Source organism: Aurantiacibacter sp. MUD61 (assembly GCF_027912455.1).
Classification (GTDB): Bacteria; Pseudomonadota; Alphaproteobacteria; order Sphingomonadales; family Sphingomonadaceae; genus Alteraurantiacibacter.
On the sequence record NZ_CP115446.1, the window covers coordinates 896,958 to 922,968 of the forward strand.

The following is a 26,011-nucleotide window of genomic DNA, read 5'->3' on the forward strand; positions in this document are numbered from 1 at the left end:
TGCGCATGAAATCATTGCGCCTGGTTCTCGCTCTTTCCGCACCGCTCGCTCTGGCCGCATGCCAGACCAGCGAAGAGATTCGTCCCGCTGTTTCAGCTCCCGCGGCTGATATCCCCGGCCCTACCATTCCCGGGGTGGTGAGTGCCGCAGACCCGCGCGCGACCGAAGCCGGCGTTGAAATCCTGCGCCAGGGCGGCAGCGCCACCGACGCGGCGATTGCAGTCATGCTCGCACTGACCGTAGTCGAACCGCAAAGCTCCGGAATCGGTGGCGGCGGGTTCTTCCTGCACCACGATGACAACGGAGAGCTGATCACCATCGATGGCCGCGAAACCGCGCCGTCACAGGCAGGGGCGGACTGGTTTCTCGGTGCCGACGGCGAGCCGCTGGGATATCGCGAGGCCGTGATCGGTGGCCGATCTGTTGGCGTTCCCGGCAACATTGCCCTCGCCGCCGAGGCCCATGCAGCACATGGCAAGCTGCCTTGGGAAGACCTGTTCCAGCCCGCCATTCGCCTCGCCAGCGAAGGCTGGGAGCTGACACCGCGCTTCGTCAATTACGCGGAGCGCGTGCGCGAGCGCGCTGCCCATCAGGCCGAAGGCGAGGCGCTTTTTTTCGACCATGAGGGCAATATCCTGCCCGTAGGCACGCGGGTGACCAATCCCGAACTGGCGCAGACGCTGGAAGCTCTAGCGCGTTCGGGGCCCGACCATTTCTACGACACAATGGCAGAAGGTCTGGCCGAGCATGTCGCGGAGAACACGCCGGGCGATGCCGGGATGGCCGAAACCGACATCACCAGCTATTCTGCCACCGCGCGCGATGCGCTGTGCGGGACCTATCGCGAGCATCTGATCTGTTCGATGGGACCGCCTTCGTCCGGAGCAACCACGGTACTTGCGATTCTCGGCCAACTCGAGCGGTTTGACATCGGTGCAATGGGCGCAGAAAGCGTGACCGCTTGGCATCTTTTCGCTGAAAGCCAGCGGCTCGCCTATGCCGACCGCGAGCTCTATCTCGCCGATCCGGATTTTGTCCCGGTCCCGGCGCAACAGCTTGTCGATCCCACCTATCTGGCAGAACGCAGTCAGCTCATCTCGCCCGATATGCGCATGGCAGAGCCAGATGCAGGCGTACCTGCCGGCGTTATCCAGGCCTTCGCCGATGGGGACGAGCCTGAGGAGCATGGCACCAGTCATTTTGCGGTCGTCGATTCGTCGGGCAATGTGGTCAGCTGGACCTCGACTATCGAAGGACCATTCGGATCGGGCCTGATGTATGGCGGTTTCTACCTCAATAACGAGCTGACCGATTTCAGCTTCCGGCCAGAGCGCAATGGCGCGCCTGTCGCCAATCGGGTCGAAGGCGGCAAGCGACCGCGCAGCTCCATGGCGCCGACCATTGTCTTCGATATTGACGGCAATCCCGTGCTCGCGATCGGTGCGGCGGGCGGTGGCACCATTCCGGTGCAGGTGGCCAAGGCGCTGATGGGATATATCGACTGGGGCCTCTCCGCGCAGGACGCGATCGCGCTGCCCATGCTCTATTCGCCCGGCGATACGGTTTCGCTGGAAGAGGACAATGCTGTGCCCGGTCTGCAAGAAGGACTCGAGGCGCTGGGCCACTCAGTCACCACGCGCAGCCTGCCGCTCAAGGCCAACGCCGTCGAATGGGTGGGCGACGGCTGGATTGGCGCTGCCGATCCGCGCAGCGAGGGAACATCTGCCGCCCAGTAGGCATAGATTGCTTGATAGGGGCAGGCTTGCCCAGCATGGGCGGTGCGCGTAATCCGTCCAGCAACAGATAATTTGCCGGGACAAACCCGGTGCAGGAGAGATGCCGCGTGGTTCTGAACGATATCGATAATGCGCAAAACCTCGTCAGCCTGTTTCTGAAACGGGCAGATGAGAAAGGCGATGCGCCATTCCTCGGCTTCAAAGGTGAAGGCGGGTGGGAAACCATTTCCTGGGCCGAAGTCGCTCAACGCGTTTGTCTGATGTCAGAGAAACTGCGTGAGATCGGCCTGCACGAAGGGGACCGGGTCGTCATCGTATCGGAAAACCGGCCCGAATGGTGTATTGCCGATCTGGCGATTATGGCTGCCGGTTGCATCAGCACACCGGCTTATACCACCAATACCGAACGTGATCATTCGCATATCCTGGACGATTCGGGCGCGCGCGCGGTCATCGTTTCGAACGCGAGGCTGGCAAAGCCCTTGTTCCCTGCGATCATGAAAACCGGCAAGGCCAACCATGTGATTGTAATGGAAGGCATCTCCACAGCGCAGTCGGGCACGTTCGACCTGCACAAGTGGGATGACATGATCAGCGGCGATGCCGATGCCGCGCGCAAGGCAGTTGAAGAGCGGATTGGCAAAATCCAGCGCGCCGACACGGCCTGCATCATCTATACGAGCGGCACCAGCGGCGCCCCGCGCGGCGTGCTCCAGCCGCATGGTGCGCTGCTCTGCAATGTCAGCGGTGCAGCAGAAATCCTGATCGAGGATTTCGGCATCAAGGACGAACGCTTCCTGTCGTTCCTGCCGCTAAGCCATTCTTACGAACACACCGGCGGGCAATTCCTGCCGATCAGCGTGGGCGCCGAGATTTTCTATTCCGAGGGTCTCGAAAAGCTCGCAAGCAATATCGAGGAAGTGCGCCCGACCATCATGGTCGTCGTCCCGCGCCTGTTCGAAGTGCTTCGCACGCGCATCATGAAGCAGGTCGAAAAGCAGGGAAAAGTCGCCAATTACCTGATGGACCGCGCGCTCCAGATCACTGCGAAGGAAAGCGAAACGGGCCGCAAATCGCTGCTCGACAGGCCGATGGACATGATCCTCGAGCGCACGCTGCGCCCCAAAATCCGCGCCAAGTTCGGTGGGCGGATGAAGGCGATGGTTTCGGGCGGCGCGCCACTCAACCCGGAAGTCGGCAATTTCTTCGAGGCTATGGGCCTCACCATGCTGCAGGGTTACGGGCAGACCGAGAGCGGGCCCGTCGTCGCTTGCAATCGGCCCAAAGTGGGCCTGAAAATGGACACTGTCGGCCCGCCGATGCGCGGGGTCGAAGTCAAGATCGCCGATGACGGCGAAATCCTCGTGCGCGGCGAGCTGGTGATGACCGGCTACTGGCAGCGCCCCGAAGATACCGAGCGGACGCTGGAAGGCGGCTGGCTGCATACAGGCGATGTCGGCCATCTCGACGAGAAAGGCCGGATCAAGATCACCGATCGCAAGAAGGACATCATCGTCAACGACAAGGGCGATAATGTCGCCCCGCAAAAGCTGGAAGGCATGCTGACTTTGCAGCCTGAAATCAGCCAGGCGATGATCGCGGGCGACAAGAAACCATATATGGTCGCGCTGATCGTGCCCGATGCCGAATGGGCGCTCGCCTGGGCACGGGCGAACGATATTCCTTTCGACATGACAGAATTGCAGGAGCTCCCCGCTTTCCGCAGCGCCATGAAAGCGGCGATCGATCGCACCAACCAAGATCTTTCCGTCATCGAGAAGGTGCGCAAATTCACCTTCGCGGATGAGCCCTTCTCGGTCGACAACGATCAGATGACCCCGACCATGAAAATCCGCCGGCCTTTCATCATGGAGGCTTATGGCGAGCGGCTTGAAGAGCTTTATTAATGTGTTGCGCATAAGGCCCTGTCTTCACACAGTCGGGAATTAATTGAAGCGCGCATCGACCGCGTCGCCCTGACTGGTTAGTCCGTTTCGAATCAATCGGTTGCCCCAAGGGATCGGGGCCGCCGAATTCAACGCCAGGGGGGCCTCAGAAAATGGAAAAGCGTGATCGCGGCATCGCTGCGAACCGAATCATGCGCAATGCGCGCAACATCGCAACCTTGATGGTGGGAATCTCTGCCATCGCAATCTCCGCGCCGGCCATGGCGCAGGACCCGGAGGTTCTCGACCGGCTGGAAGCACTGGAAGATCGGCTCAATGCTCTCGAGGCTGAAAACGCACGGCTCCGCGCCGAACTGGATGGCGCACGCACTTCGGGTGAGACAGGCACTGAGGGACGGATGGCCGATAGCTCGGGCGCCGTTCCGGATGCCGCCACGCAGGATCAGGTGCCCGGCACTCCTTCCGCGCCGGTCCAGGTCGCAGCTGCTGGTGGCGACATCGTCACCGAGGCCGACGATCCGCGCGAATTGGATGTGACTGGTTCACAAAACTTCGTCGGCACGAACAGCACCTACGCCTATACGATGCTGGACCATGCGGAGAATGTGAACACCAAGCCGCTGATGCAGCTTGCGGCTCTGCAGGATGGCGAGCTGACCGATCGCGTCACGCTGTCTGGCGGAATTACGGCTATCGCCAACTGGCAGTTCTCTGCCGTGGACGACAAGTTCGGCTATCTGATGCGCCACCCGACAAGCGCGAACCAGCTCGGCGGCCAGGTATCGGAAGTCGTCCTGCACTCTGCCAATTTCGCCTTCACTGCGCAGCTGACGGATAACCTCACCGGCTATGCCGAATTCCTTTACGATCCGCAGCAAAGCTTCGGTCCCGGCACCATCACGGCGCTGACCCGCAACCAGCTGCAGCTTCGCCGCGGCTGGGTGATGTACGGCGATCTGGACGATCTGCCGGTCTATGTAGCGGTCGGCAAAATGGATACGCCGTTCGGCCTGAACGACACGGTCAGCCCTTTCACCAATTCGACCAATTGGCATGCGTTTTCCGGCCTCGCCTTTGGCGGGCAACTTGGCTTCGTTTCGGGCGGCCTGCATCTGCGCGGCATGATCATCCAGGGCGGCGCCCAGTTCCGCGCTGCAAACGTGCCGGTGCTGGGTTCGAGCGTGCCGTCGCGCGCCAACAACTTTGCCTTCGACGGACGGTACACTTTCGATTTCGGCAATGGCACGGATTCGCTGATGGTCGGTGCGAGCTACCAACACGGGACAGCCTATTGCCAGGGCTATCCGGTCTTCCACTTCAACCCGTGCGAAGACAATAACCCGGGCGTCGCGGTCTATGGACGTCTGAACTATGGCCCGCTCACCATTCTGGGTGAATACGCACGCACAACCGATGAATGGGCCGGCACTGCCGTGCCGATCCCGAACAATCCGCTGAGCGTATACGAAGCCGTTGCACCGGAAGCCTTCACCATCGGTGCGCGCTTCGGCTTCGGTGAAGAGCGCATGACGATGCAGCGCCGCGAACTGGCGCTGTCAGCCGAATTCTCCAAGTTCATTTCGGGCGAGGACGGTTCCCCGTGGGAGCGGCAGAACCAGATGGTGCTGGGCGCATCGTGGTTCCCCGTGGCCAATGTGAACCTGTTCGGTGAGCTGATCCATGTGGACGGTTTCGTCCCACTCAACTTCCTTTCGGGCGGCAATTTCCCCGATGGCAGCACCTGGTCGGAACAGGGCGCTGACACCGATGTGATCATGGTGGGTGCGCAGGTCGCCTTCTAAGCGGCTAAACTGCGATTCAATGAAAAAGCGCCCGCTCGGTCCAACCGGGCGGGCGCTTTTGATTCTGGCATCTATGCGATGCGGAGTTATGCCGCGAGCTGATCGACCTTTTCCGGGAAGAACGCTGGTTCGCGCGGCGACCATGCGGGCGCGGTCGCGGCCGATTCGCTCAGGCTTTGCAGCAGCATTTTGCGCCGCTCCGGCCCGATCTGAGGCAGGGCCGCCGCGCCGCAGAAGGCTGCGGGCAGAAACGGGCGGACCGCTGCGCCGAGCAGCCGCTCATACAGGAAACGATAGGCGGAGAAGCTGTCGAGCTGGCCAAGCGCAATGTCCTGCGCAGAGATACGCACCAGCGCACCAAGAAACTGCTCGACCCCGTCAAAACCGACGGTGCCCGGAACGCTGCCGCGCAACTGGCGCAGCTCACGATAGGCGAGATACTGGCCGCGGATCGATCGCTGATCGTCCGGCGTGCGGCTCCAAATCTTGAAGGCATCGCCCCGGCCCATGCCGATATCCAAAGCCCGCTCGATAAAGCTGCGCTCGTTTTCGGTAAAACCGGCGAACTCGCGCATTTCAGCAATCGTCAGCGAGGCAGTTTTCGCTTTAGCCATGACAGGCTCCCCATGTTGGAGCCTTACATTCGCGCAGTATGGTTAATTTTTGGTGTGGTGGGATCGTGCGTTGCTTGTTTTGCGAAAGCGCATCCGCGCTTTCGTCCTCGCTAGATGCGCTTCGCTCCGCTACGCGCCCGCTCCGGGCGGCCGTTCGGCCTTGCCCTCGGCTGGTCGCCGAGCGTGCTCCGCGACACCGATCGAAAGTTGCGCACGGGCCGCTAGCCTTAGGCTAGCGACAGCGAGCGAACGCGAAGCCCGCAGGTGCCGCGCAGGCGGACGAAGCCCGCCGGAGCGAATAGCACCGAGGACGCGGTCACGGATGTGGCCGCATGAGACAAATAATTACCGAGGACGTGAGCGCGGATGCGCTCACGCAATCTAGATGAGCCCCGCCAACGGGCTGCTCGGATCGGCATATTTGCGCCGACCCATGCGACCCGACAGATAGGCCTCTCGCCCGGCCTCCACTGCCAGCTTCATCGCGCGGGCCATGCGGATGGGGTCTTTGGCCTCGGCGATGGCGGTGTTCATCAGCACGCCGTCACAGCCGAGCTCCATTGCGACCGCAGCATCGCTCGCTGTGCCGACACCTGCATCCACCAGCACCGGCACATTCGCGCCTTCGACGATCAGGCGAATGGTCACCTGGTTCTGGATGCCGAGGCCCGAGCCGATAGGCGCGCCCAGCGGCATGATCGCCACCGCGCCCGCGTCCTCCAGTTGCTTGGCAGCGATCGGATCATCGACGCAGTAAACCATCGGCTTGAAGCCTTCATTCGCCAGCACTTCGCAGGCGCGGATGGTCTCGACCATATTGGGGTAGAGCGTTTTCGCTTCTCCCAGCACTTCGAGCTTCACCAGATCCCATCCGCCTGCCTCGCGCGCAAGGCGGAGAGTGCGGATGGCATCCTCTGCGGTAAAACAGCCGGCAGTGTTGGGGAGGTAGGTAACCTTCTTCGGATCGATGTAGTCCATCAACACGGGCTGGTTCGGGTCCGAGACATTCACACGGCGCACCGCGACGGTCACGATCTCTGCGCCGGCGGCTTCAACCGCAGCGGCGTTCTGCGCGAAATCCTTGTATTTGCCAGTGCCGACAATCAGGCGGCTGTTGAAGCGGTGTCCGGCCACTTCCCAACTGTCATCACTCTCACCCGAACCGCCACCCACGAAATGGACGATTTCGAGCTGGTCACCTTCGCTCAAGCTCGCCGCCTCCAAATTCGAGCGCGGCGCGATTTCGCCATTGTGCTCGACCGCCACTTTGGCAGGATCCAGCCCCAACTCGCGCACAAGCGCAGCGATGGTGGCGGAAGAGGTGCGACGCGCGTCGCCATTCACGGTAAGGGAGATTTGCTGAGTCATCGCCAGCGCAGATAGCGCGTATCAGGCGTGACGCAAGTTGAGCAGGTGCCCTGCAGCCACAAGACCGACGCCGATGATCGTCAGCACGGCTTCTTCGAAACCATGACCGACGGCCAGCGCGCCGCCCATAAAGGAAAGCCCGGTCATGGCGACGACGAAGGGCGTACGGCGGCGATGGCGAATGGCGCCGATACCGATTGCCACTCCAGCCACCAGGGTTGCGAGGACCAGGCCTGCACGGTGAATCGCCGGATCGAGCAGGAAAGTCGCGCCGAGGCCAAGTCCGGCAACAAGGATCAGGCCCGCCACACAATGCAGCACGCACAGCGCCGACAACAGAATGCCGACGCGGTCCATCTTGCCGCGAATCCATGGGACGAGCTGTGCCATGGGAAGTCATTTATGTAATGCTGTAACATTGCGCAAGGGTTTTGCGCGCGTTTCGCCGCAACACCCGCCCTTTGTGCCGCTTGCGATTTGCGAAAGAATGCGCAAATCCGCCCGCATGGCGACTCAGGCACAGACTATTTCCCGATCAGACGCTGGTGGCGGCTCTATCCGTCCGCTCGCGCTGACGAACTGGCTTTTCAGCGTTGCGGCGCTGGTGCTGATCATGATCGCCGTCGGCGGTATTACGCGGCTGACCGAAAGCGGACTATCGATAACCGAGTGGAAACCCGTCACCGGCGCGCTGCCGCCCTTGAGCGAAGCAGACTGGCAGGCAGAGTTCGAGCTTTATCAGACGACTGGCGAATACCAGAATGTCAGCGGGCCGGCCGGGATGGATCTCGCTGCCTTCAAATTCATCTATTTCTGGGAATGGTTCCACCGGCTGCTGGGGCGGATCATCGGGCTGGCCTTTGCCGTTCCGCTCGCGTGGTTCTGGGTGAAGCAGGCGATCCCGGCAGGATACAAGCCGCGCCTTGTCGCGCTGCTCGCGCTCGGCGGTCTGCAGGGTGCTTTCGGGTGGTTTATGGTCCGCTCCGGCCTGTCGACCGAGATGACCGATGTTTCGCATTTCTGGCTGTCGATCCACCTCCTGACCGCTTTCCTCACTTTCGGCGGTCTGATCTGGACCGCGCTGGACCTGCGCCTGCTTGCGGCGGGCAATGCCCGTCCGGCCCGGCTGACGGCGCTTACCATTGGTGTGGGGTTGGTTTTCTTTCTGCAATTGCTTTTCGGCGCGTGGGTGGCGGGGCTGAATGCCGGCCTTGCATCCAATAGCTGGCCGTTGATGCAGGGGCAATTCCTGCCGAATATCAATTGGTCGAGCGGAATCTGGTGGACGATTACCCATGATCCCTTCTGGCTGCATTTCATCCATCGCTGGTGGGCCTGGGTGGCGGCTGCCGCACTGATCGTGATGGCAATCCGCACCAAGGCGCTTGATCGGCGCGCATCGATTGCGCTGCATGCCATGCTCGGCGTCCAGATCGCGCTCGGCATCGCCACCGTCATAACCGGCGTCGAATTGTGGATCGCCGTGGCGCATCAAGGCGTGGGGGCGTTGCTGGTGGGGGCCTATGCGTGGTCCGCCCATGTTTTGGGCCGCGCATCGTGAGTGAAGCGGTCGCGGCGATGATCTGGTGTCCGTTTCCGGACATGGAAAGCGCCCGAACCGCTGCTGCACAGCTTGTCGAGGAGCGGCTGATCGCGTGCGGCAATATCATTCCCCGGGTCGAATCGGTGTTCCGCTGGAAAGGCGCGATCGAAACGGCATCGGAATGCGGCTTGCTGTGCAAAACGGATACGGTCACCCTGCAAAAAGCGATCACGCGACTGGAAAGTTTGCATCCCTATGAGACCCCCGCCATTATGGCTTTGCCCGTAAGTGCAGCGCCGCCGGCAACGCTTGGCTGGCTGGCCGAGCAGCTGCAGGGCGGCGATTAAAAGGGAGGGAAAGGGCAATGGCCCAGTGGCATCGGCGAGACAGCTTGCGATTCGCGCTGGCAGCGGCCCTGTCTGCGGGACTCGTCCAGACACCCGCCCTTGCGCGCACCCGCTCGGCTACCTTGATCGCACCCCCGCGCGGACGGATGCTTTATCGCCGCAGTGTCGAGCGCGACCTTGTCGATGGCCGCGTGATCCATGTTTCGCGCGCGTTCACCGTTGAATTTCGCGAGAATGGCGAGGGGTTTCTTGTCCATGGTCTCCAGCAGAGCGTGTCGGTCGAAGCACCTGAAACTCTTTCGCGCTTTGTCGAACTGGAGCAGTCGCGTGATGAGAGCGGGCTTTTCCCGCTCGAACTCACAGCTTCCGGCCGCATCGCCAATCCCGACAATACATTGCCAAGGCAGGCGGAGGTGCAGTCGGCGGTCGATCACGCACTTGAAGTTATGGGTCAGCATAACCCGCCGCAATCGGAGCGCGAGCAGGTCGAGCAATTCATCGGGGCGATCCATGCTGCGGGCCAGGGTATCACGGCGACCATGCCGGAAGATCTCTTTGCGCCGTCGGATGAGCCACGCCGTACGAGCGAGATCGTAATCCTGCCCGACGGCACTGAAGGCAGCGTGCAGACATTGTTCGAAGCCGAGATGGATCGCGCAACAGGGCTGATGAGAAGCGCTGCGCGCGATATCGTTACGGCGATCGGATCGAGCCGCCGAACGACACGCGAGCGGTGGACCCTGACTGCGCTTTCCTGATCGAGATTCAGGGCGGGGTATTATTTTACCTCTCCGCTATACCGCAGAATCGCTTGACTTCGCGGGGCTGAAGCGACAAATGCGCGCCTTCGCAACGCTCCGGCCGCAGCGATTCTGTTTTGCAGGAAAGCAGCCGGACTAAAGCAGCGATCATTCGCACACGAATTACAGGAATCAAAAGCCATGAAGGCTCTGAGCAAGACCACCCGGTCGATCAAGCCGACCGAGGTCGAGAAAAAGTGGCACATCGTTGATGCCGAAGGTCTCGTCGTCGGCCGTCTCGCAACGATCATCGCCAACATCCTGCGCGGCAAGCACAAGCCGAGCTTCACTCCGCACGTCGATTGCGGTGACCATGTCGTCGTCATCAACGCCGACAAGGTGAAGTTCACCAGCAACAAGGCCGCCAAGAAGATCTATTACAAGCACACCGGCTATCCGGGCGGCTTGAAGGAAACCACTGCAGAGAAGGTTCTCGAAGGTCGTTTCCCTGAGCGCGTTCTCGAAAAGGCTGTTGAGCGCATGATCCCGACGGGTCCGCTGGGCCGCGCGCAGATGAAGAACCTGCACCTCTACAACGGCACCGAGCATCCGCATGACGGCCAGAAGCCCGAAGTGCTCGACGTTGCCTCGATGAACCGCAAGAACAAGGTGTCCGCATAATGGCTACCGAAGACAAGAACACCGCATCGGACCTGTCCGAGCTGAAGGACGTCGTGGGTGACGCTCCTGCTGCTGACGCTGCCGAAACAAATGTCGAAGTACCCAGCACGCCGCTGCGCGAGCAGGAAATCGACGATCAGGGCCGCGCCTATGCAACCGGCCGCCGCAAGGACGCGACAGCTCGCGTTTGGCTGAAGCCCGGCACCGGCAAGATCACCGTCAATGGCAAGGATCAGGAAGTGTATTTCGCACGCCCGACCCTGCGTCTCGTGATCAACCAGCCGTTCGCCATTGCCGAGCGTGAAGAGCAGTATGACGTGGTCGCCACAGTTTCGGGCGGCGGTCTGTCCGGCCAGGCCGGCGCTGTGAAGCACGGCATCAGCCAGGCGCTGACCCGTTACGAGCCGACGCTGCGTGCAGTGATCAAGGCCGCTGGCTTCCTCACCCGCGACAGCCGCGTGGTTGAGCGTAAGAAGTACGGCCGCGCCAAGGCACGTCGTAGCTTCCAGTTCTCGAAACGTTAAAACTTACGAGGCTCCGGCCTCTCACCAGTTTCCTCGACGGAGGAAAATGCGAAGGGCGGCCCCCACGAAGGGTCGCCCTTTTTGCATGCGTTTGGGAAAATATCAGTGGTGGGTAGGCTCGGCCTGTGATTGGGCCGGCTGACGATCGCCCAGAAGAGAATCAACCTCGCCCAGCAGTTCCTCGATGCCCAGCGGCTTGGCCAGATATCCCCGCGCACCCGCGCGGCGGATTTCCGCTTCGTCCTGCTTACCTGCAAAGGCGGTGATGGCGAGGATCGGAATGTGGCGTGTGTCGGGATTCTTCTGGATCTTGCGGATCAGCTTGCGGCCCGAAACATGCGGCAGATGGATATCCATCGTGATCAGATCCGGCGCGAAGCTATCGACGGCGTCCAGCACACGCGCGCCATCGTCGACCACCATCAGCTGGTAGCCGCGCTGCTTGAAGACCGCTTCGTAGAACATGCGGTTCAGCAGATCGTCTTCGACAATCAGGACCTTGGTCATAATGTAGGGGAAATACCCGATGCTGCGGCTGCGTTCCGCGCGCTTGCGCCCAAATGCCGTATTCAAGAGGCCAATTGAGCTTTTCTAATGCTCCGGGGGATCCGTCCGCGGGACTTTGTTGACGGGCGCGACAGGTTCGCCGGGCTGGCGCGGCGGCATCGCATCTTCCGGCACATCGTCGATCATCATGTCCGGCGTTCTGACATTTTCGAGATTGCGTACACGCACGCGCAGGTCTTTGCCGTCCCATTCAAGCTCGTTGAAGCTGGGCGGTGTCGATCGCACGCGCTGCGACAATGTGCCCGCGCCGATCATGCGGACTTTGCCATGGATCGTCTCTTCCATGATATCGAAAGCATCGTGCACATGGCCGGAAAGCACGGCCAGCACAGGCCGCGTCGCGAGCTCGTTCAGCGCCTTTTGCCCATGCTTGGTGAGGGCCGTGCCCTGGGTGCCGACTTCGCGTAAGGGGTGGTGGACCGCCACAAGCGCCTGCGTGCCCGCGGGAAGCTTGTCGAGCGCATTGAGACACCGCTCGAGCGCGGCGTCGGTGATCCAGCCCTTCGACCAGTTGAGGCGAGGTTGCCAGCGGCGCACCGTCTTGAGTGGCACGATGGCGAGGCCATCCCACTGCAGCTCTTTCTCGACCAGTTCCTCCATTCCGCTGAACCGCTTGTAGGGTGTCAAGAAACGCTCGATAGGATTGAAATACGGCATGTCGTGATTGCCGATTTCGACCGTGACGGGGACGTCCAGCGACTTGATCCAGCGGGTTGCCGCGTCAAATTCGCTATGCCGGGCCCGCATGGTGAGATCGCCGGTGATGGCCACCGCATCGGGCCGCTTTTCGCGGATTTCCTCCATTACCCAATCCAGCGCCTGATTGTCCTCAAGCCCGAAGTGAATGTCGGAAAGGTGGAAGAGCAGTCTGCGTTCAGCCATCATAGTCGGTCGCTAGCAGGTCAACCTTCGCATAGGCCAGCGTGAATTCGGTCGGTCCATCGACGTCGCAAGGTTCGCCATCGAGCAGTACACCGAAGCCGTTTCCATCCACCGTTTCGAGGGTCAGGCGATCTGCCTCGCCAATCCGGTCATGCGGCCCGGCGCGAAAGTCCCGCCGAATCAGGGCGAAGAGCTGATCGATGAATTCAGCTGCGTTATCGGCATGATACGCATCGGCCTTGATCGCTTCGCCTGCCGGAGAAAGCAGGATCAATGGGTAGCCTTCGCGGGTGCCAAATTCGGGGGATGTGCAGCGGATGCGTTCGCCCTGCAAAGTTTCCGCGAAGGCTTCCTGTACGCCTTGGGCCATTTCGATCGGAGACGCATTGCGCATGGCTTCACGAACGACGTTCCATGTTGTGCCAGGCCCGGCTAGCAGTCCGGCATAGGCCGTCCCGCAGGCGCTTTTTACCACCGAGGGGCGCACGCGGCGGGCTGTGCCCGTACTGGCGGCCCGTAAAGCATCCTCTACTGAAAGCTCGGCAAAAAGCCGGTGATAGAGCAGATTCATCGTCCCGCCGGGCAGGACCAGAACCGCGCCTTGCCAGCCTGCGAGGTGTTCAAGCGCCGCGTTGATCGTTCCATCGCCTGCATAGACGACCGCGAGGCCAATATCGGCTGCATCCAGCATGTCGGGGCTTGGCAGTTCCTGAGCAGGAAAGGTGCTGCGCTGGGCGATGTCCAGGCTGCACTCCCGACAGCTGTTCTCGCATGCTTCCAGCGCCGCGGCATCATTCGATCCGCTGGCTTCGTTGTTTATCAGCCAGATACGTTGTCTATCCACCATGCCTGATCAATCCGCAGGCTGGTTGGCAGTTCCCCTCCGGCTTACAGCCGCCTGTTCACAATCGCCCAGGCGGCCCCGGCATTTATGAGCGAATAGGCGAGATACACCCACATCCAATGGCTGTGACCTGAGCGCACCGCATAAAGCGCGCCGCAAAGCAACAGAAATTCGAAAGAGAGGCTGACCGGGCGGAGAACGCGCAAGGCCTCCGGCGTCATCTCCTGCACCATGCGGTGTCCGCTCTCGATCACCGCGCGATGCGAGGCGAAATTGCCGATCCCGAGCAGCATGGTCACGATCAAGGTGAGGAGCGATGCCATGCACCATATCTGCCGAATGCCGGGAGAAAGGGCAATGTGCGCTTCGTAGACCGCCGAATGTCGTTGGTCGGACGGAGGAATCGCTCGTCGACATTTTACACCTCCCAATCGAGCTTGAGGCGCGAATCAATCTGGTCTGGCCTACATCCGTAATCGCACCGCAGCCGTTCCAGTCCCACCGGCTGCGGTGTGACCCTCCTACCGGGACAGGGAGGCAAAGGAAGGAGACCCATGATGAACCGTGTATACGCCATGGCTCTGGCCCTTGCCGCCACCGGCATTGTCCTTAGCCCCGCCATCGCTTCCGCTCAGGATGAGCGAAGTGCGAGCATTTCCTACAGCGACCTCGATCTGACCACCGAAGACGGCATCGCTGCTCTCAACCAGCGCATCGAGCGCGCCGCGCGCTATGTTTGCGGCCTCGATGATGTCAATCTCGGCACAAGGCTGCGCAGCCGTGAGGCCCGCCAGTGCGTCAGCGAAGCGCGCGAAAACATTGAGGAAAGCCTGGCAGAGGTCGTCGACCTCTAGCTTCAGCAATTCAGACCCCCGTATGGGCGCCTTTCGGTAAGGGAAGGCGCCCTTTTTTTTGGCCCCGGTGCCCGAGGACGCGGGAAATACTCGCGATGCGCCGCGCCTAGCGACCAGCCATCGCTTTCACTTTCTTGAGATAGGTGCGGCCGATGCGCAGCTCTTCGCCGTCTTCCAGTTCCGCGCACCACACGCCCAGCCCCTCATGCTTCAATCCGCGAATAAAGTCGCGGCGCAGGATGGTGGAGCGATGGATGCGGATGAATTTGTCCGGATCGAGCTTTTCCTCGAGCCCGGCGATGGTCTGCAGCAGCAGGTAGCTGGTGTCGCCGACATGCAGGCGCACATAGTCCCGCTCGGCATCGATGCGGAAGACTTCGGACGCTTCGATGCGGAGAAGTTCGGAGCGATGCGGCACCCAGAATTCGGTCAGCCACGGGCTTTCCTCCTCGGTCAGCTCGGCTTCACCGCGGCGGTTGAGCGCGCGTTCGATCGCCCGCTCCAGCCTATCGGACGCCACCGGCTTCAATACGTAATCGATCGCTTCAAGATCGAATGCCTCGACCGCAAAATTCTCATGCGCGGTGACGAAAATCACTGCCGGGCTCTTGTCCTGCTCCTTGGCTGCCTTGGCGACTTGCAGGCCATCCATGCCCGGCATGGTCATATCCAAAAGCAGTAGATCGGGAGAAAGCTTGTCGGCCAGCCGCAACGCGGATTCGCCATCGCTTGCCGTGCCGATGACGGTCAGCTGCGGGATTTCCGCGCAGAGAACCTGCATCCGCTCAATCGCAAGCGGCTCATCATCGACGATCAGTGTGCGCAACGTTTCGGGATTATCATTCATGCCGACCGTCCTGTGCTTATCGGAAGTTTAGGCCGCCACCTGTTCGCGCATGCGCAGCAGCGGCAGGCGAAGATGCGTCACGAACCCGTCGGGCGAATGGCCGGATGCAACAGTCGCTTCATTGCCGAAGCGTGCCTCGAGCCGTTCGTGCACATTGTTGAGACCGATGCCGAAGCCGGGGCGGACCTCCTCGCTGTCGCGCGCGCTCGTGCCATTGTCCGAAACGGTTACAACAAGGCGGCCGTATTCTTCGCGCGCGGAAATGCGGATGGTGACTTGCCCGGCGGAAGGCGCGACGGCGTGCTTCACCGAATTTTCCACCAGCGGCTGAAGGATCATGCCGGGGATAAGCGCATCCTCCAGCTCTTCCGGAACATCGTAATCGGCGACCAATCGCATCGGAAAGCGCACCGCCTCGATATCGAGGTAAAGCTTTTGCTGGGCGATTTCTTCGCGCAGCGGGACATCGGCGGTGGTGTCGTCAGCCAGACTGCGGCGATAGAAAGTGCTGATCATCTGGATCATCTTTTCCGCCGCCTGCTTCTTGTCGGTCAGCACCAGTGCAGACAGCGAATTGAGCGTATTGAACAGGAAATGCGGATTGACCTGATAGCGCAGGCTCTTGAGCTCAGCCGCCTTTGCCGCGCTCCGGAATTGCTGCTCTCTCCGCTCGGCAACACGCGCGCGCTCGCCTGAGAGTAATGCCAGATACAGCGCGCACCAGGCCAGCATCATGAAATAGCGGCTGAACGTGATCTCGACGATATATTGCAGATTGCCGCGCTGCATGAACTGGCTGATGCCCTGCAACTGCGCATCATCTACGTCTTCCTGTGCAACGCCGCTGGTTTCTACCAGCTCACGCAGGACCTGATCGTTCAATTGCGATTGCAGATCGGCAAATACCAGCCGGTTTGCTTGCATGCTCAGCAGAGCGGCGGGGAGAGCGAAAACCAGCGCAGCGCATGTCTTTGCCCAGAGCGGTTTTGCATCGAACGGGCGCAGCACGACCCACAGGCCAAGCGTAATGACGATACCGATCGAACTGGCGATCAGTCGGCGCTCGAACATCTCGCCCGCATTGTCCATGCCGAGCAGTTCCGCGCGCAGCGTCATAAGGACGAGATAGGTCGCCCACAGCCCCACCACGGAAGCGAGAACGGTGCGGAAAGGCACGCGCGCCGCAGATTTGCTGGTTTCAGCTTTATCCATCCCGCCCGTGTAGCCCTTCAGCGCGCCTGTTTGCCAGCCTTGCGGCCCGTTTCCATCGACACGGGTATGACGCTGGTCGATGAATCGGGGCGCATCAGCTCTTGAGAAGGCCTTCTTCGCGAATCTTCTCGCGCCAGTGCAGCGGGGCGAGCGTGTGGACATTGTTGCCCTCACTATCGACCGCGACGGTTACAGGCATGTCTTTCACGGTGAATTCGTAGATCGCTTCCATGCCCAGCTCTTCAAAGGCGACGACTTTCGCTTCCTTGATCGCGCGCGCCACGAGATACGCCGCGCCGCCCGTCGCCATCAGATAAGCCACTTTGAAGCGGCTGATCACTTCGACGGCATCGTGGCCGCGTTCAGCCTTGCCGATCATGGCGAGCAGGCCGAGATCGAGCATCATTTCGGTGAATTTGTCCATGCGTGTGGCAGTGGTGGGGCCAGCCGGGCCGACCACTTCACCCATGACCGGATCGACCGGGCCGACGTAATAAATCGCGCGGCCCTTGAATTCGACAGGTAGCTCCTCGCCCTTGTCGAGCATGTCTTGGATGCGCTTGTGCGCCGCGTCGCGCCCAGTCAACATCGCGCCGTTGAGAAGCAGGCGGTCGCCGTGCTTCCAGCTCGCGACTTCTTCGGCCGCAAGATTGTCGAGATCGACGCGTTTCGCCTCGGCATCGGGCTCCCAATGCACATCGGGCCACGCATCGAGATCGGGCTGCGGGATGTAGGCCGGGCCCGAGCCGTCGAGCGTCACATGCGCATGGCGCGTTGCTGCACAATTGGGGATCATCGCCACAGGCTTGCCCGCTGCATGGCAGGGCCAATCGTAGATTTTCACATCGAGCACGGTCGACAGGCCGCCGAGCCCCTGTGCGCCGACACCCGTGGCATTCACCGCGTCGAAAATGTCGATCCGTAGCTGCTCGATATCGCTCTCGGCCCCGCGCGCTTTCAGCTGCGCCATGTCGATCGGATCCATCAGCGATTTCTTGGCGAGCTTCATGCAATGCTCTGCCGTGCCGCCTATGCCGATGCCAAGCATGCCCGGCGGGCACCAGCCTGCGCCCATGCTGGGGATCTGTTCGAGCACCCAGTCGATGATATTGTCCGACGGGTTCATCATCTTGAATTTGGACTTGTTCTCGCTGCCACCGCCCTTCGCCGCAACATCGACTTCGACCGTATCGCCCGGCACCATTTCGACATCGAGAACACAAGGCGTGTTGTCGCGCGTGTTGCGGCGCGTGAAAGCCGGATCGGCGAGGATCGAGGCGCGGAGTTTGTTATCGGCGTGGTTATACGCGCGGCGAACACCTTCATCGACGACCTCCTGCAGGCTCTTTTCCGATTCCAGCCGGCAATTCTGGCCCCATTTCAGGAAGACATTCACGATGCCGGTATCCTGACAGATCGGGCGGTGTCCCTCGGCGCACATGCGGCTGTTGGTCAGGATCTGCGCAATGGCGTCCTTTGCAGCGGGGCCTTGCTCCGCCTTATACGCTTCACCCAGCGCCTGAATGTAATCCATCGGATGGTAATAGGAGATGTATTGCAGCGCATCCGCGATCGTTTCGATCAGGTCTTCTTCGCGGATGGTAATCATGTCGCTCATCGTGCCGTTACTCCTGTTGGTCGAGACCCCTTAGGCTTTACCGGCAAGGCAGGTAAAGCACTTGGCGACGGGGCACACAGCCCCTAAGGCACCAAGAGACTTTGGGAAAAGAGATTACCACTGGAATTTGCCGACGTGACTACTGCTGAAATGACCGAAACAGATGCCTCGTATCGCGCCCGCCGCGCGATGATCGAAAGCCAGCTGCGCACCAGCGGCGTGAACGCCGAATTCGTGCTGAAGCGGATGAGCGCCGTGCCGCGCGAAGATTTCGTGCCCGCCAGTGCCAAAGGCCATGCCTATATGGACCGCGCCGTTCGCCTGCCCGATGGCGGCGCGCTGGCTGCTCCGCTGGTGCACGGCATGATGCTGCAGGAAGCTGAACCGCAGGCGGATGAGCATGTGCTGCTTGTCGATGGCGGTACTGGCTACCTCGCCGAATTGCTGCGCCCGCTGGTCGCCAATCTGACGGTGATCTCACCGGAAGACGCGCTGGGATCGAGCCGCAAGGGCAAAGGCGCAAGCCTGCTGATGATCGACGGCGCAGTCGAAGAAGTGCCCGCCAAGCTTGCAAATCGCCTCGCCGATGGCGCGCGCATTGTGACCGGCATCGTCGATAATGGCGTCACCCGCATTGCCGTTGGCCGAAAAGGCGATCGCGGCGTCTCGCTGCTGCCCGTCTACGACATTGGCATTCCACAATTGCACGCCTTCGCCAAGCCGAAGGAATGGAGCTTCTAAACATGGCAAAGCGGCGGATCATCGCCGGCCTGCTGGCCGGGGCGTTCGTTTTTTCAACGCCCGCGTCTGCCGAAACGCTGAAGGAAGCGCTCGCGCGCGCTTATTACGACAACCCGACACTTGCTGCGGCGCGCGCCCAGCTGCGCGCGACGGACGAGAATGTGCCGATCCAGCGCTCGCGGGGCCTGCCCGATCTCAGCGCCTCGGCAAGCTACTCCGAACTGGTGCAGCAGAGCACCCCCGCGGTCGTGTCGCCGGAACGCCTGGTACGCGGCAATGTCTCGCTCGCAGTGCCGGTTTACAGCGGTGGTGCCGTACGCAACGGTATTCTTGCGGCGGAAAACCGGGTCGAGGCCGGACGCGCCGATCTGCGCGGCACCGAAAGCGCGATTTTCTCGCAGGTGGTCGCCGCCTATATGGATGTGATCCTCAACGAAGCGCTGGTTTCGCTTACGGCGAACAATGTCGAAGTGCTGACCGTCAATCTCGAAGCAACATCGGATCGCTTTGAGATCGGTGACCTCACCCGCACCGATGTCGCCCAGTCGCAGAGCCGTCTCGCCATTGCGGAAGGCGATCTGCAAAGCGCCCGCGCCAATCTGATCGAAGCGCGCGAACGCTATCTCCAGCTCACCGGCGCGCCGCCGATGGACTTGCAGGCGCCACCGCCGCTGCCGGGCTTGCCATCCTCGCCGGATGAAGCCGTCGATATCGCGCTGGAATACAATCCGGACATTATCGCTGCACGCGAACAGGCGGAGGCGGCGGGCTATGACATAGAGGTCGCGGGCGCAGGTCGCCTTCCCTCGCTCAGCCTTTTCGCGCAGACCGATTACCAGAACTTTCTCGGCTCCAATCCCAGCGGTAGCAACGCCGGCACCGACATCACCGTGGGCGCGTCTGTTTCGATCCCGATTTTCCAGGGTGGCCGCCCCGCAGCGCAGCAGCGACAGGCGGGTGCTCTGGCAGTGGCAGCACTGGAACAGGCCATCGCGACAGAGCGCGCCGTGATCGCGCAGGTCCGCGCGGCCTTTTCCAGCTACCGCGCTGCGAATGCCGTTGCGCGGTCAAGCGAACAGGCCGTCGCCGCGGCAGAATTGAGCCTTGAAGGCGTTCGAGCAGAAAATACCGTCGGCAATCGCACCATCCTCGATATTCTCAACGCCCAGCAGGAATTGCTGAACGCGCAGACCCAGCTCGTCACCGCGCGGCGCAATGCTTACGTCGCCGGCTTCACCCTTCTCGCCGCTATGGGCCGTGCCGAGGCGCGCGATTTGGGGCTGGAAGACGAAGGCCCGCTTTACGATCCTATCGACAATTATGACCGCGTGCGCGGCATTATCTGGGATTGGCAGCGCGACCCCGAACCCGCAGCAGAAAGCACCCGCACCGTTGACATCCCAGCGCAAGACGGTGAGATATCGACGAGCTTACCAGCGGGGGACTAAATGCGTCAGGAAGGCGAGCCGTCAGTCGAGGAAATACTCGAATCGATCAAACGTGTGATCGATCGCGATTCGGTGCGTCAGGAAAAGGATCCGGCACCCGGTAAAGCCGAATCCCCGCTCAAGCGCAGCGTGTTCAACCTCGATCCTGTCGATCAGGATGAGGCCGAGGAAATTCTCGACCTGAGTGAAGCCGGTGCTGAGCTGGAAGACGATGAAGAGCACCCGCAAGACGATACGCTGACCAATGCGCAGGCCGCCGATGCCATGCGGCAATCGCTTGCTGCGCTGGCGATGCTGTCGGAGCCTCCTGCCAAGCCGCAGATCGTTCGTTCTGGCGAAACCTCGCTGGAAGGCATGGTGCGCGACATGCTCCGCCCTATGCTGGCCCAATGGCTCGATGCCAATCTACCCGACATGGTGGAGCGGCTGGTGAAAGCCGAGATTGCCCGGATCGCCGGCAAGAAGCGCTGACCCTGTCGAAGAAAAAAGACATCGAGAAGGCTGAAAAGGCGCTCGCCAAGATCGGTGGGTCGGCCATCGATCGGCATGTCTTCATCTGCGCAGTTTCTGAAAAGCAGAAATGCTGCAAGCGCGATGTCGGCGAAAAAGCCTGGAAGTATCTGAAAAAGCGCCTGAAAGAGGTCGGCCTTGCGGGGAAGGGCGGTGTCCAGCGGACCAAGGCCGATTGCCTGCAACTGTGCGCCGCGGGGCCCATTGTGGTCGTCTGGCCTGACCGGGTCTGGTATCATTCCTGCACAGAAGAAGTGCTGGAGCGGATCATTCAGGAGCATCTGATCGGCGGCACGCCTGTCGCCGAATACCGCCTGCAGCCCGCGCCTTAATCGTCATTCCTGAAATCGAGATCGTCGAGCGAATTATCGACCGATTCGTCATGCCCCGTGCCGCTGGACATGAAGACGAGGCCCATCAGCGCGCTCATCAGCAACATGGAAAACCCGATACCCAGCGCCGTCGCGATGAAGAAATGCGGTGAGACGTCCTCAACCTGATTGTAGACGATCGCCAGTGCAATCACGACAACCACCACGGTAATGCCGAGCATCAGCCGCATAATCCGCCGAAAATGCGCCCAAGCATGCGCGGCGTTTTCGGGATCGTCGAGAGGCGATGGCTTGATCATGGGCCTGCACATGCCTGCCTTGTCCCTGTGATGCAACGGGGCGTTTGGTCCGCATTTGCCGCCCATGGCCAATCCGTGGCATAACTACGACCTGCGGGAAAAGAGGAGTGCGCCCATGACAATAGCCAATCTGATCGCCAACCGGGATGACACTGTGGTCGCATGCGCGCCGACCGACAGCGTCCAACATGCTGCCAGCCTGCTGGCCGACAAACGCATCGGCGCTCTGCCGGTGATGGATGGTGAGAAAGTGGCCGGGATTTTTTCCGAGCGTGACCTTCTCTATTGCATCGCGCGGGATGGCGCTGACGTGCTGCACCGCGCGGTGGGCGAAGTCATGACGGCGCCCGCGATTACAATCGCTCCTACCGAAAGCGTACTGAAGGCGCTTTCCATGATGACGAAGCGGCGTATCCGGCACCTTCCCGTCTCCGATGGTGAGCGGATGGTCGCGTTCGTCTCGATCGGCGACCTGGTGAAATACCGGATGGATATGATCGAGGCAGAGGCGCAGCAAATGCGCGAATATATCACCTCTGCTTGAGCGGACGCTCGCTCGACCCTACATACACAGCATGGCAACTCATCTGACCCTGAGCGAATCCGCTGCAAAGCGTGTGGCGACTATCGCCGAGAAGCAAGCGAAGCCTGCGGTATTGCGCCTGTCCGTCGAAGGCGGGGGCTGCTCGGGCTTCCAGTACAAATTCGAATTGGGCGAGCCGGAGAGCGAAGACACGGTGAGTGAGACCGACGGCGTAAAGCTGGTGGTCGATCCGGTCAGCCTCGACCTTGTTGCGGGCAGTGTCGTCGATTTCGTCGAATCGCTTGGCGGTGCGGCTTTCCGGGTGGAAAATCCCAACGCTGCTGCGGGATGTGGTTGCGGTTCCAGCTTTGGCATCTAAAGTCCGCTGCATGCGGATTGCCTCATTCAACATCAACGGTATCAAGGCGCGCCTGCCGCGACTGAAAGAATGGCTGGAAGAAACCCGGCCGACAGTCGCCTGCCTGCAGGAAATCAAGACGCAGGATGAAGGCTTCCCGGCCGATGAGTTCGAAGAGATCGGCTACAAGGCGATCTGGCACGGGCAGAAGAGCTTCAACGGGGTTGCGATCCTTGCCGATAGTACTGCGCCAGAAGAGGTCAAACGCGGCCTCGGTGTCGACGGCCCCAAAGAGGGCGAAGGCGAGCAGTCGCGTTATATCGAAGCCGATGTAAACGGCGTGCGGATCGTCAATCTCTACCTCCCCAATGGCAATCCCCATCCCGGACCGAAGTTCGATTACAAATTGGAATGGATGGCGGCGCTTCGTGAGCGGTTGCAGGAGCTTCTCGCCAGCGAGCAGCCAGCTGTCGTGGTCGGCGATTTCAATGTGATCCCGCGTGACAATGACGTGTGGTCGGTCAAGGCCATGGCGAGCGATGCGCTGATGCAGCCGGAATCCCGCGAAGCCTACACGCGCATTCTCAACGATGGCTGGACCGACGCACTCGGCCTGCTCAACCCGCGCGGCGGGGTGTGGACCTATTGGGATTATCAGGCCGGCGCTTGGCAGCGCGACCACGGCTTCCGCATCGATCACCTGCTGTTGTCGCCCCAAACGGCTGATCGCCTCGTTTCCGCCGGTGTAGATCGCGAATACCGCGGACGCGAAAAGTCGAGCGATCACACTCCCGTTTGGGTTGAAATCAAAGATTAAAAGAAAAAGGCCCCGGCAATCGCCGAGGCCTTTTCATTATCGGTCGGGACAAAACCCTTACCTATAAAAAATATGGTTGTTGATCCGTGCTCGGGTCGTCATGCGGCCGGCCCAGCGTGGGCGGACATGCGTAGCATGGAAGTACAGTGCGTCATCCACTTCGCTATCCCACAGATCGCGGTGAGCGATGCGGGCGATCGCCTTGGCACGGTTCCATGCGGTCGTACCACGGTTCGGGGCAGGAATACGGCCGCCGCGCACAAAGGAAAACTGCGAGCGCTGGGTGACAACCGAGCAATAGTCGTCGGGGAACGTGTTGCTTTCGGCACGGTTGATGATCACGCGGGCGACGGCCAGCTGGCCATCAAGCGGTTCACCACGCGATTCGAAATAAACGGCCTGCGCCAGGCACATCATTTCGCGCGAAAGTTCACCTGAGGTGTCGACCGTATTGACCAGTTCGCGCAGCGAGCTGGCATCGGTCTCTTCTACTTCCGGCGTTTCCGGAACGTCCTGCACCACTTCGCTGGCAACGAACCGGACCTGCTCATCAGCGGCGGGTTCTGCAGCGTCCTGCGGCGTTTCAAATTCTGTTTGTGCCAGTTCGGCCACTACCGGGTCCGTCTGGTCCTGTGCGATGGCGCCGCTCACTGCGGTACCGAAACTGCTCGCAAACACAGTTGAGGCGAGGGCGATGGCCCCAGCCCGCTTCAGAGAAATTTTCATCAATCCTAAATCACACGGCGGTGAGCGACTGATGCAGGTCTTGCGGCTGCGACACTGTGTGACGTGTCATCTCTTACCGCTTGCCATCCCTTGGGACCTGCAAGTCCACTCCCCGTCTGCGCGCTGCATCGCACCACCGCATTGCGGTGCAAGGCAACATACGCTGTCTGGAAGGTTGCGGGCCAAATAGCGATTGCCGCCGCAGTGTCAAATTTGGGGGAGTTGGTTTCCGATGAAACGTTCTGGATTCGCGACGTCCAGCTCGAGGATCCAAAGGTCGCTGTCCTGACGCTTTCTCCGGTCGATATATTCGCTGAATTCTAAAGGTTTTTCAGTGTCTTGAGACTTCGAAAGCACCCATGCGCGGGTGCCATCCAGCTGTGGCATTCGTTCGTAAGCGCGCAATTTTGTGCCATTTTCGCAACATACTATCATCAATGTGCCGGCGGTCTTCTCACCCTTGGCAAGCACTGTGGCAAAGCCGCCTTCAGCCGAAACAGCCTTGATCAGGCCGCTGACTTCGAGATGCGCGGGGATGCGATCGTCCATAGTCCTATTCCGACTGGCGGTAGCCGGAAAGGCCGGAAAGTGCGATGTGCGAGCGCATGAACGTGCCCGTCCCACGCCCGATTTCATCGCCTTCCTCATCTATAAGATTGGCTTCAGCGATGAAGACACGGCGTTTTCCGCTGATCCAGCGCCCTTCGGCAATCACGGTGCCGCCGCGAATGGGCTTGGTGAAATGCAGGTTGAAGCCGGTCGTCAGGAGGAAGCGATCGGAAACGAGCGAATTGGCAGCATAGAACGCCGCATCGTCGAGCATCTTGAAATAGATCGTCCCATGCGCAGCGCCCGCCGCGTGGAAGTGTGCTTCCTGCGCCGAAAACGTGATCCGCGAACGGCCCGGCTCGAGAATTTCGAGCTTTGACCGGAACAGATTGTTGATCGGAGCCGAGGCGTAAAGCTGCTCGAGCGCGCGAAAATGGGCGAACTGCCCATTCTCATCGGCCTGATCAGGCAGCGTCACGATCCGTCACGTTGGTTACAAGGCTGTAGAGAGCCTCGACATTGGGTGCATCGCTCAGCGCGTCATGCATCCGGTCATCACGCATCATGCGCGAGACAGCAGCCAGCGCGTGGAGATGCGTCGCGCCGCAATTTTCCGGCGAAAGCAGGCCAAACACCAGATCAACAGGCAGTCCGTCAGCAGCATCGAAATCGACCGGCTTTGCCAGCTTGATAACGGCCGCGACAGGACGGCTCAGGCCTGGAAAACGGGCATGCGGGATCGCGACACCGCGACCGAAGCCTGTGCTGCCAAGCTTCTCACGCTCTTCCAGCTGCTCGAGCACAATCGCAGGATCCAGATCCCAGGCGCGCGCGAAGGTATTCGCCACAAGGTCGAGAATTTCCGATTTCGACCCGGCACTGGTGAAAGCGACCGCTTCCGGCTTCAATACAAAATTGGAGTTCATTGCTCTTTTCGTACTGCGTTACTGCCAAATGCCGAGGTCACCCCAAAGGAGTGTTCCGCATGACAGGGAACGATTGAATTTGGTTCACCGATTCCCGCTACAGCTCAATAGCGGCGAAAATCAGGACGGCTCGACCCACCCGATCGAGCCATCGTCGCGGCGATACACCATATTATGCCGACCAGTTCCAGAATTTTTGAAAAACAGCGCATTCGTATGACGCAAATCGAGCAGCATAACCGCATCGGAAACGCTGACTTCGGGCACGTCGATGCGTGTTTCCGCAATGACAGGGGGCGATTCTTCACCGCCTGCTTCTTCGCTTTCCGGCTCTTCAGCCGCGAAGATCGTATAGGCTGCTTCTTCTTCCTTTACCGCATGCGCCGCCTGTTCATGGCGATCGTTCAGGCGGCGTTTGTACCGGCGAAGCTGCTTTTCGATCTTGTCGGCTGCCTGATCGAAAGCGACATGCGCATCATGCGCCTGCCCGTGACTTTTCAGGATAAGCCCATGATTCACATGGAGGACGATGTCCGCAGCAAAGGCGCTGGCAGGGGCCTTGCCGAAGGTGACCGTGGATGAAATCGCGCGACTGAAATGCTTGTCGACAATTCCTGTAAGCCTGTCTGCTGCATGTTCCTGAAGCGCGGCTCCGGTATCGACCTGGTGTCCCGACACGCGAATATCCATGGGCGG

General features: G+C 60.7%; 32 protein-coding genes. 16 read left to right on the forward strand and 16 right to left on the reverse strand.

What is annotated here, in order from left to right; all coding sequences use genetic code 11:
- Positions 1–5 precede the first annotated feature (5 nt).
- The 3 genes from ggt (at position 6) to O2N64_RS04230 (ending at position 5,445) form a co-directional block, all read left to right on the forward strand.
- A complete protein-coding gene (gene ggt, locus O2N64_RS04220; protein ID WP_271079036.1) occupies positions 6–1,736 on the forward strand; it encodes a gamma-glutamyltransferase in 1,731 nt (576 codons plus the stop codon).
- A 107-nt stretch (positions 1,737–1,843) separates the two neighbouring features.
- Positions 1,844–3,643 carry an AMP-dependent synthetase/ligase gene (locus O2N64_RS04225; RefSeq protein WP_271079037.1) on the forward strand — a complete coding sequence of 600 codons (1,800 nt, stop codon included), beginning with the start codon at positions 1,844–1,846 and terminating at the stop codon, positions 3,641–3,643.
- Between the two features lie 152 nt (positions 3,644–3,795).
- Positions 3,796–5,445, forward strand: coding sequence for a hypothetical protein (locus tag O2N64_RS04230; RefSeq protein ID WP_271079038.1), 1,650 nt, complete (start codon positions 3,796–3,798; stop codon positions 5,443–5,445).
- An 86-nt stretch (positions 5,446–5,531) separates the two neighbouring features.
- Here O2N64_RS04230 and O2N64_RS04235 read toward each other — a convergent pair whose 3' ends face one another.
- The 3 genes from O2N64_RS04235 to O2N64_RS04245 all read right to left on the reverse strand — a co-directional run bounded on the left by O2N64_RS04235 (position 5,532) and on the right by O2N64_RS04245 (position 7,817).
- Positions 5,532–6,059: a hypothetical protein gene (locus O2N64_RS04235; protein WP_271079039.1), complete on the reverse strand. Its 528-nt coding sequence runs from the start codon at positions 6,057–6,059 to the stop codon at positions 5,532–5,534.
- Positions 6,060–6,440: 381 nt separating this feature from the next.
- The gene (gene thiS / locus O2N64_RS04240) at positions 6,441–7,427 is read right to left on the reverse strand and encodes a sulfur carrier protein ThiS (protein WP_271079040.1); all 987 of its coding nucleotides are present in this window, start codon (positions 7,425–7,427) and stop codon (positions 6,441–6,443) included.
- Positions 7,428–7,448: 21 nt separating this feature from the next.
- The gene (locus O2N64_RS04245) at positions 7,449–7,817 is read right to left on the reverse strand and encodes a MerC domain-containing protein (protein ID WP_271079041.1); all 369 of its coding nucleotides are present in this window, start codon (positions 7,815–7,817) and stop codon (positions 7,449–7,451) included.
- Positions 7,818–7,932: 115 nt separating this feature from the next.
- Between O2N64_RS04245 and O2N64_RS04250 the strand changes: the two genes are divergently transcribed.
- From O2N64_RS04250 to rpsI, 5 genes are all read left to right on the forward strand, one after another.
- Entirely contained in the window at positions 7,933–8,988 is a 1,056-nt protein-coding gene (locus O2N64_RS04250) for a COX15/CtaA family protein (protein ID WP_271079042.1), read from the forward strand.
- Entirely contained in the window at positions 8,985–9,317 is a 333-nt protein-coding gene (gene cutA / locus O2N64_RS04255) for a divalent-cation tolerance protein CutA (protein WP_271079043.1), read from the forward strand. The genes O2N64_RS04250 and cutA overlap by 4 nt, the downstream gene beginning before the upstream one ends.
- A gap of 122 nt (positions 9,318–9,439) precedes the next feature.
- On the forward strand, positions 9,440–10,075 hold the full coding sequence (locus O2N64_RS04260; protein WP_271079044.1) for a hypothetical protein: 636 nt from the start codon (positions 9,440–9,442) through the stop codon (positions 10,073–10,075).
- A gap of 183 nt (positions 10,076–10,258) precedes the next feature.
- Positions 10,259–10,738: a 50S ribosomal protein L13 gene (rplM, locus tag O2N64_RS04265; protein WP_197920099.1), complete on the forward strand. Its 480-nt coding sequence runs from the start codon at positions 10,259–10,261 to the stop codon at positions 10,736–10,738.
- A complete protein-coding gene (gene rpsI / locus O2N64_RS04270; protein ID WP_271079045.1) occupies positions 10,738–11,262 on the forward strand; it encodes a 30S ribosomal protein S9 in 525 nt (174 codons plus the stop codon). The genes rplM and rpsI overlap by 1 nt, the downstream gene beginning before the upstream one ends.
- Before the next feature lie 102 nt (positions 11,263–11,364).
- On the opposite strand, the gene O2N64_RS04275 is transcribed toward rpsI, so the two are convergent.
- The 4 genes from O2N64_RS04275 to O2N64_RS04290 all read right to left on the reverse strand — a co-directional run bounded on the left by O2N64_RS04275 (position 11,365) and on the right by O2N64_RS04290 (position 13,878).
- Positions 11,365–11,769: a response regulator gene (locus tag O2N64_RS04275; RefSeq protein ID WP_271079046.1), complete on the reverse strand. Its 405-nt coding sequence runs from the start codon at positions 11,767–11,769 to the stop codon at positions 11,365–11,367.
- A gap of 84 nt (positions 11,770–11,853) precedes the next feature.
- Positions 11,854–12,714 (reverse strand): metallophosphoesterase family protein, encoded by an 861-nt coding sequence (locus tag O2N64_RS04280; RefSeq protein WP_271079047.1) that lies wholly within the window; start codon positions 12,712–12,714, stop codon positions 11,854–11,856.
- Complete coding sequence (locus tag O2N64_RS04285) at positions 12,704–13,558, reverse strand: diacylglycerol/lipid kinase family protein (protein ID WP_271079048.1); 855 nt, start codon at positions 13,556–13,558, stop codon at positions 12,704–12,706. Before O2N64_RS04285 ends, O2N64_RS04280 begins: the two co-directional genes overlap by 11 nt.
- 41 nt (positions 13,559–13,599) lie before the next feature.
- Positions 13,600–13,878 (reverse strand): hypothetical protein, encoded by a 279-nt coding sequence (locus tag O2N64_RS04290; protein ID WP_271079049.1) that lies wholly within the window; start codon positions 13,876–13,878, stop codon positions 13,600–13,602.
- A 231-nt stretch (positions 13,879–14,109) separates the two neighbouring features.
- Between O2N64_RS04290 and O2N64_RS04295 the strand changes: the two genes are divergently transcribed.
- Complete coding sequence (locus O2N64_RS04295) at positions 14,110–14,409, forward strand: UrcA family protein (protein WP_271079050.1); 300 nt, start codon at positions 14,110–14,112, stop codon at positions 14,407–14,409.
- 106 nt (positions 14,410–14,515) lie between these two features.
- On the opposite strand, the gene O2N64_RS04300 is transcribed toward O2N64_RS04295, so the two are convergent.
- From O2N64_RS04300 to O2N64_RS04310, 3 genes are all read right to left on the reverse strand, one after another.
- Positions 14,516–15,256: a LytR/AlgR family response regulator transcription factor gene (locus O2N64_RS04300; RefSeq protein WP_271079051.1), complete on the reverse strand. Its 741-nt coding sequence runs from the start codon at positions 15,254–15,256 to the stop codon at positions 14,516–14,518.
- Between the two features lie 27 nt (positions 15,257–15,283).
- Positions 15,284–16,468, reverse strand: a complete 1,185-nt coding sequence (locus O2N64_RS04305; RefSeq protein WP_271079052.1) for a sensor histidine kinase — start codon at positions 16,466–16,468, stop codon at positions 15,284–15,286.
- Positions 16,469–16,562: 94 nt separating this feature from the next.
- Entirely contained in the window at positions 16,563–18,086 is a 1,524-nt protein-coding gene (locus O2N64_RS04310; protein WP_271079053.1) for a fumarate hydratase, read from the reverse strand.
- 150 nt (positions 18,087–18,236) lie between these two features.
- On the opposite strand from O2N64_RS04310, the gene O2N64_RS04315 reads away from it, so the two are divergent.
- The 4 genes from O2N64_RS04315 to O2N64_RS04330 are packed head-to-tail and all read left to right on the forward strand — an operon-like array spanning position 18,237 to position 21,117.
- Positions 18,237–18,827 carry a protein-L-isoaspartate O-methyltransferase family protein gene (locus tag O2N64_RS04315; RefSeq protein WP_271079054.1) on the forward strand — a complete coding sequence of 197 codons (591 nt, stop codon included), beginning with the start codon at positions 18,237–18,239 and terminating at the stop codon, positions 18,825–18,827.
- 2 nt (positions 18,828–18,829) lie between these two features.
- Positions 18,830–20,275, forward strand: coding sequence for a TolC family outer membrane protein (locus O2N64_RS04320; protein ID WP_271079055.1), 1,446 nt, complete (start codon positions 18,830–18,832; stop codon positions 20,273–20,275).
- Positions 20,276–20,746, forward strand: a complete 471-nt coding sequence (locus O2N64_RS04325; RefSeq protein ID WP_271079056.1) for a DUF2497 domain-containing protein — start codon at positions 20,276–20,278, stop codon at positions 20,744–20,746.
- Positions 20,747–20,748: 2 nt separating this feature from the next.
- Entirely contained in the window at positions 20,749–21,117 is a 369-nt protein-coding gene (locus tag O2N64_RS04330) for a (2Fe-2S) ferredoxin domain-containing protein (RefSeq protein WP_271079600.1), read from the forward strand.
- Here O2N64_RS04330 and O2N64_RS04335 read toward each other — a convergent pair.
- Positions 21,114–21,416 carry a hypothetical protein gene (locus tag O2N64_RS04335; RefSeq protein ID WP_271079057.1) on the reverse strand — a complete coding sequence of 101 codons (303 nt, stop codon included), beginning with the start codon at positions 21,414–21,416 and terminating at the stop codon, positions 21,114–21,116. The two genes, O2N64_RS04330 and O2N64_RS04335, sit on opposite strands and share 4 nt — an antisense overlap.
- Before the next feature lie 115 nt (positions 21,417–21,531).
- Between O2N64_RS04335 and O2N64_RS04340 the strand changes: the two genes are divergently transcribed.
- From O2N64_RS04340 to xth, 3 genes are read left to right on the forward strand one after another with little or no spacing between them, the layout of a single operon-like run.
- Positions 21,532–21,960 (forward strand): CBS domain-containing protein, encoded by a 429-nt coding sequence (locus O2N64_RS04340; protein WP_271079058.1) that lies wholly within the window; start codon positions 21,532–21,534, stop codon positions 21,958–21,960.
- 31 nt (positions 21,961–21,991) lie between these two features.
- Positions 21,992–22,318 carry a HesB/IscA family protein gene (locus tag O2N64_RS04345; RefSeq protein ID WP_271079059.1) on the forward strand — a complete coding sequence of 109 codons (327 nt, stop codon included), beginning with the start codon at positions 21,992–21,994 and terminating at the stop codon, positions 22,316–22,318.
- 10 nt (positions 22,319–22,328) lie between these two features.
- Positions 22,329–23,114 (forward strand): exodeoxyribonuclease III, encoded by a 786-nt coding sequence (gene xth, locus O2N64_RS04350; RefSeq protein ID WP_271079060.1) that lies wholly within the window; start codon positions 22,329–22,331, stop codon positions 23,112–23,114.
- A gap of 57 nt (positions 23,115–23,171) precedes the next feature.
- Here xth and O2N64_RS04355 read toward each other — a convergent pair whose 3' ends face one another.
- The 5 genes from O2N64_RS04355 to hpf form a co-directional block, all read right to left on the reverse strand.
- On the reverse strand, positions 23,172–23,765 hold the full coding sequence (locus tag O2N64_RS04355) for a cell wall hydrolase (RefSeq protein ID WP_271079061.1): 594 nt from the start codon (positions 23,763–23,765) through the stop codon (positions 23,172–23,174).
- A gap of 282 nt (positions 23,766–24,047) precedes the next feature.
- Positions 24,048–24,389: a DUF1491 family protein gene (locus O2N64_RS04360; protein ID WP_271079062.1), complete on the reverse strand. Its 342-nt coding sequence runs from the start codon at positions 24,387–24,389 to the stop codon at positions 24,048–24,050.
- Between the two features lie 4 nt (positions 24,390–24,393).
- Complete coding sequence (locus O2N64_RS04365) at positions 24,394–24,867, reverse strand: PaaI family thioesterase (protein WP_271079063.1); 474 nt, start codon at positions 24,865–24,867, stop codon at positions 24,394–24,396.
- The gene (locus tag O2N64_RS04370; protein WP_271079064.1) at positions 24,854–25,315 is read right to left on the reverse strand and encodes a PTS sugar transporter subunit IIA; all 462 of its coding nucleotides are present in this window, start codon (positions 25,313–25,315) and stop codon (positions 24,854–24,856) included. Before O2N64_RS04370 ends, O2N64_RS04365 begins: the two co-directional genes overlap by 14 nt.
- Before the next feature lie 120 nt (positions 25,316–25,435).
- On the reverse strand, positions 25,436–26,005 hold the full coding sequence (gene hpf, locus O2N64_RS04375) for a ribosome hibernation-promoting factor, HPF/YfiA family (RefSeq protein WP_271079065.1): 570 nt from the start codon (positions 26,003–26,005) through the stop codon (positions 25,436–25,438).
- Between the last annotated feature and the right edge of the window lie 6 nt (positions 26,006–26,011).

Excerpts from the sequence above, each read along its gene's own strand:
- ggt (WP_271079036.1), top strand. The coding sequence starts at position 6 with ATGAAATCATTGCGCCTGGTTCTCGCTCTTTCCGCACCGCTCGCTCTG.
- O2N64_RS04230 (WP_271079038.1), top strand. The coding sequence starts at position 3,796 with ATGGAAAAGCGTGATCGCGGCATCGCTGCGAACCGAATCATGCGCAAT.
- O2N64_RS04235 (WP_271079039.1), bottom strand. The coding sequence starts at position 6,059 with ATGGCTAAAGCGAAAACTGCCTCGCTGACGATTGCTGAAATGCGCGAG.
- thiS (WP_271079040.1), bottom strand. The coding sequence starts at position 7,427 with ATGACTCAGCAAATCTCCCTTACCGTGAATGGCGACGCGCGTCGCACC.
- O2N64_RS04245 (WP_271079041.1), bottom strand. The coding sequence starts at position 7,817 with ATGGCACAGCTCGTCCCATGGATTCGCGGCAAGATGGACCGCGTCGGC.
- O2N64_RS04250 (WP_271079042.1), top strand. The coding sequence starts at position 7,933 with ATGGCGACTCAGGCACAGACTATTTCCCGATCAGACGCTGGTGGCGGC.
- rplM (WP_197920099.1), top strand. The coding sequence starts at position 10,259 with ATGAAGGCTCTGAGCAAGACCACCCGGTCGATCAAGCCGACCGAGGTC.
- rpsI (WP_271079045.1), top strand. The coding sequence starts at position 10,738 with ATGGCTACCGAAGACAAGAACACCGCATCGGACCTGTCCGAGCTGAAG.
- O2N64_RS04275 (WP_271079046.1), bottom strand. The coding sequence starts at position 11,769 with ATGACCAAGGTCCTGATTGTCGAAGACGATCTGCTGAACCGCATGTTC.
- O2N64_RS04280 (WP_271079047.1), bottom strand. The coding sequence starts at position 12,714 with ATGATGGCTGAACGCAGACTGCTCTTCCACCTTTCCGACATTCACTTC.
- O2N64_RS04285 (WP_271079048.1), bottom strand. The coding sequence starts at position 13,558 with ATGGTGGATAGACAACGTATCTGGCTGATAAACAACGAAGCCAGCGGA.
- O2N64_RS04290 (WP_271079049.1), bottom strand. The coding sequence starts at position 13,878 with ATGGCATCGCTCCTCACCTTGATCGTGACCATGCTGCTCGGGATCGGC.
- O2N64_RS04295 (WP_271079050.1), top strand. The coding sequence starts at position 14,110 with ATGATGAACCGTGTATACGCCATGGCTCTGGCCCTTGCCGCCACCGGC.
- O2N64_RS04300 (WP_271079051.1), bottom strand. The coding sequence starts at position 15,256 with ATGAATGATAATCCCGAAACGTTGCGCACACTGATCGTCGATGATGAG.
- O2N64_RS04305 (WP_271079052.1), bottom strand. The coding sequence starts at position 16,468 with ATGGATAAAGCTGAAACCAGCAAATCTGCGGCGCGCGTGCCTTTCCGC.
- O2N64_RS04310 (WP_271079053.1), bottom strand. The coding sequence starts at position 18,086 with ATGAGCGACATGATTACCATCCGCGAAGAAGACCTGATCGAAACGATC.
- O2N64_RS04315 (WP_271079054.1), top strand. The coding sequence starts at position 18,237 with ATGACCGAAACAGATGCCTCGTATCGCGCCCGCCGCGCGATGATCGAA.
- O2N64_RS04320 (WP_271079055.1), top strand. The coding sequence starts at position 18,830 with ATGGCAAAGCGGCGGATCATCGCCGGCCTGCTGGCCGGGGCGTTCGTT.
- O2N64_RS04325 (WP_271079056.1), top strand. The coding sequence starts at position 20,276 with ATGCGTCAGGAAGGCGAGCCGTCAGTCGAGGAAATACTCGAATCGATC.
- O2N64_RS04335 (WP_271079057.1), bottom strand. The coding sequence starts at position 21,416 with ATGATCAAGCCATCGCCTCTCGACGATCCCGAAAACGCCGCGCATGCT.
- O2N64_RS04340 (WP_271079058.1), top strand. The coding sequence starts at position 21,532 with ATGACAATAGCCAATCTGATCGCCAACCGGGATGACACTGTGGTCGCA.
- O2N64_RS04345 (WP_271079059.1), top strand. The coding sequence starts at position 21,992 with ATGGCAACTCATCTGACCCTGAGCGAATCCGCTGCAAAGCGTGTGGCG.
- xth (WP_271079060.1), top strand. The coding sequence starts at position 22,329 with ATGCGGATTGCCTCATTCAACATCAACGGTATCAAGGCGCGCCTGCCG.
- O2N64_RS04360 (WP_271079062.1), bottom strand. The coding sequence starts at position 24,389 with ATGGACGATCGCATCCCCGCGCATCTCGAAGTCAGCGGCCTGATCAAG.
- O2N64_RS04370 (WP_271079064.1), bottom strand. The coding sequence starts at position 25,315 with ATGAACTCCAATTTTGTATTGAAGCCGGAAGCGGTCGCTTTCACCAGT.
- hpf (WP_271079065.1), bottom strand. The coding sequence starts at position 26,005 with ATGGATATTCGCGTGTCGGGACACCAGGTCGATACCGGAGCCGCGCTT.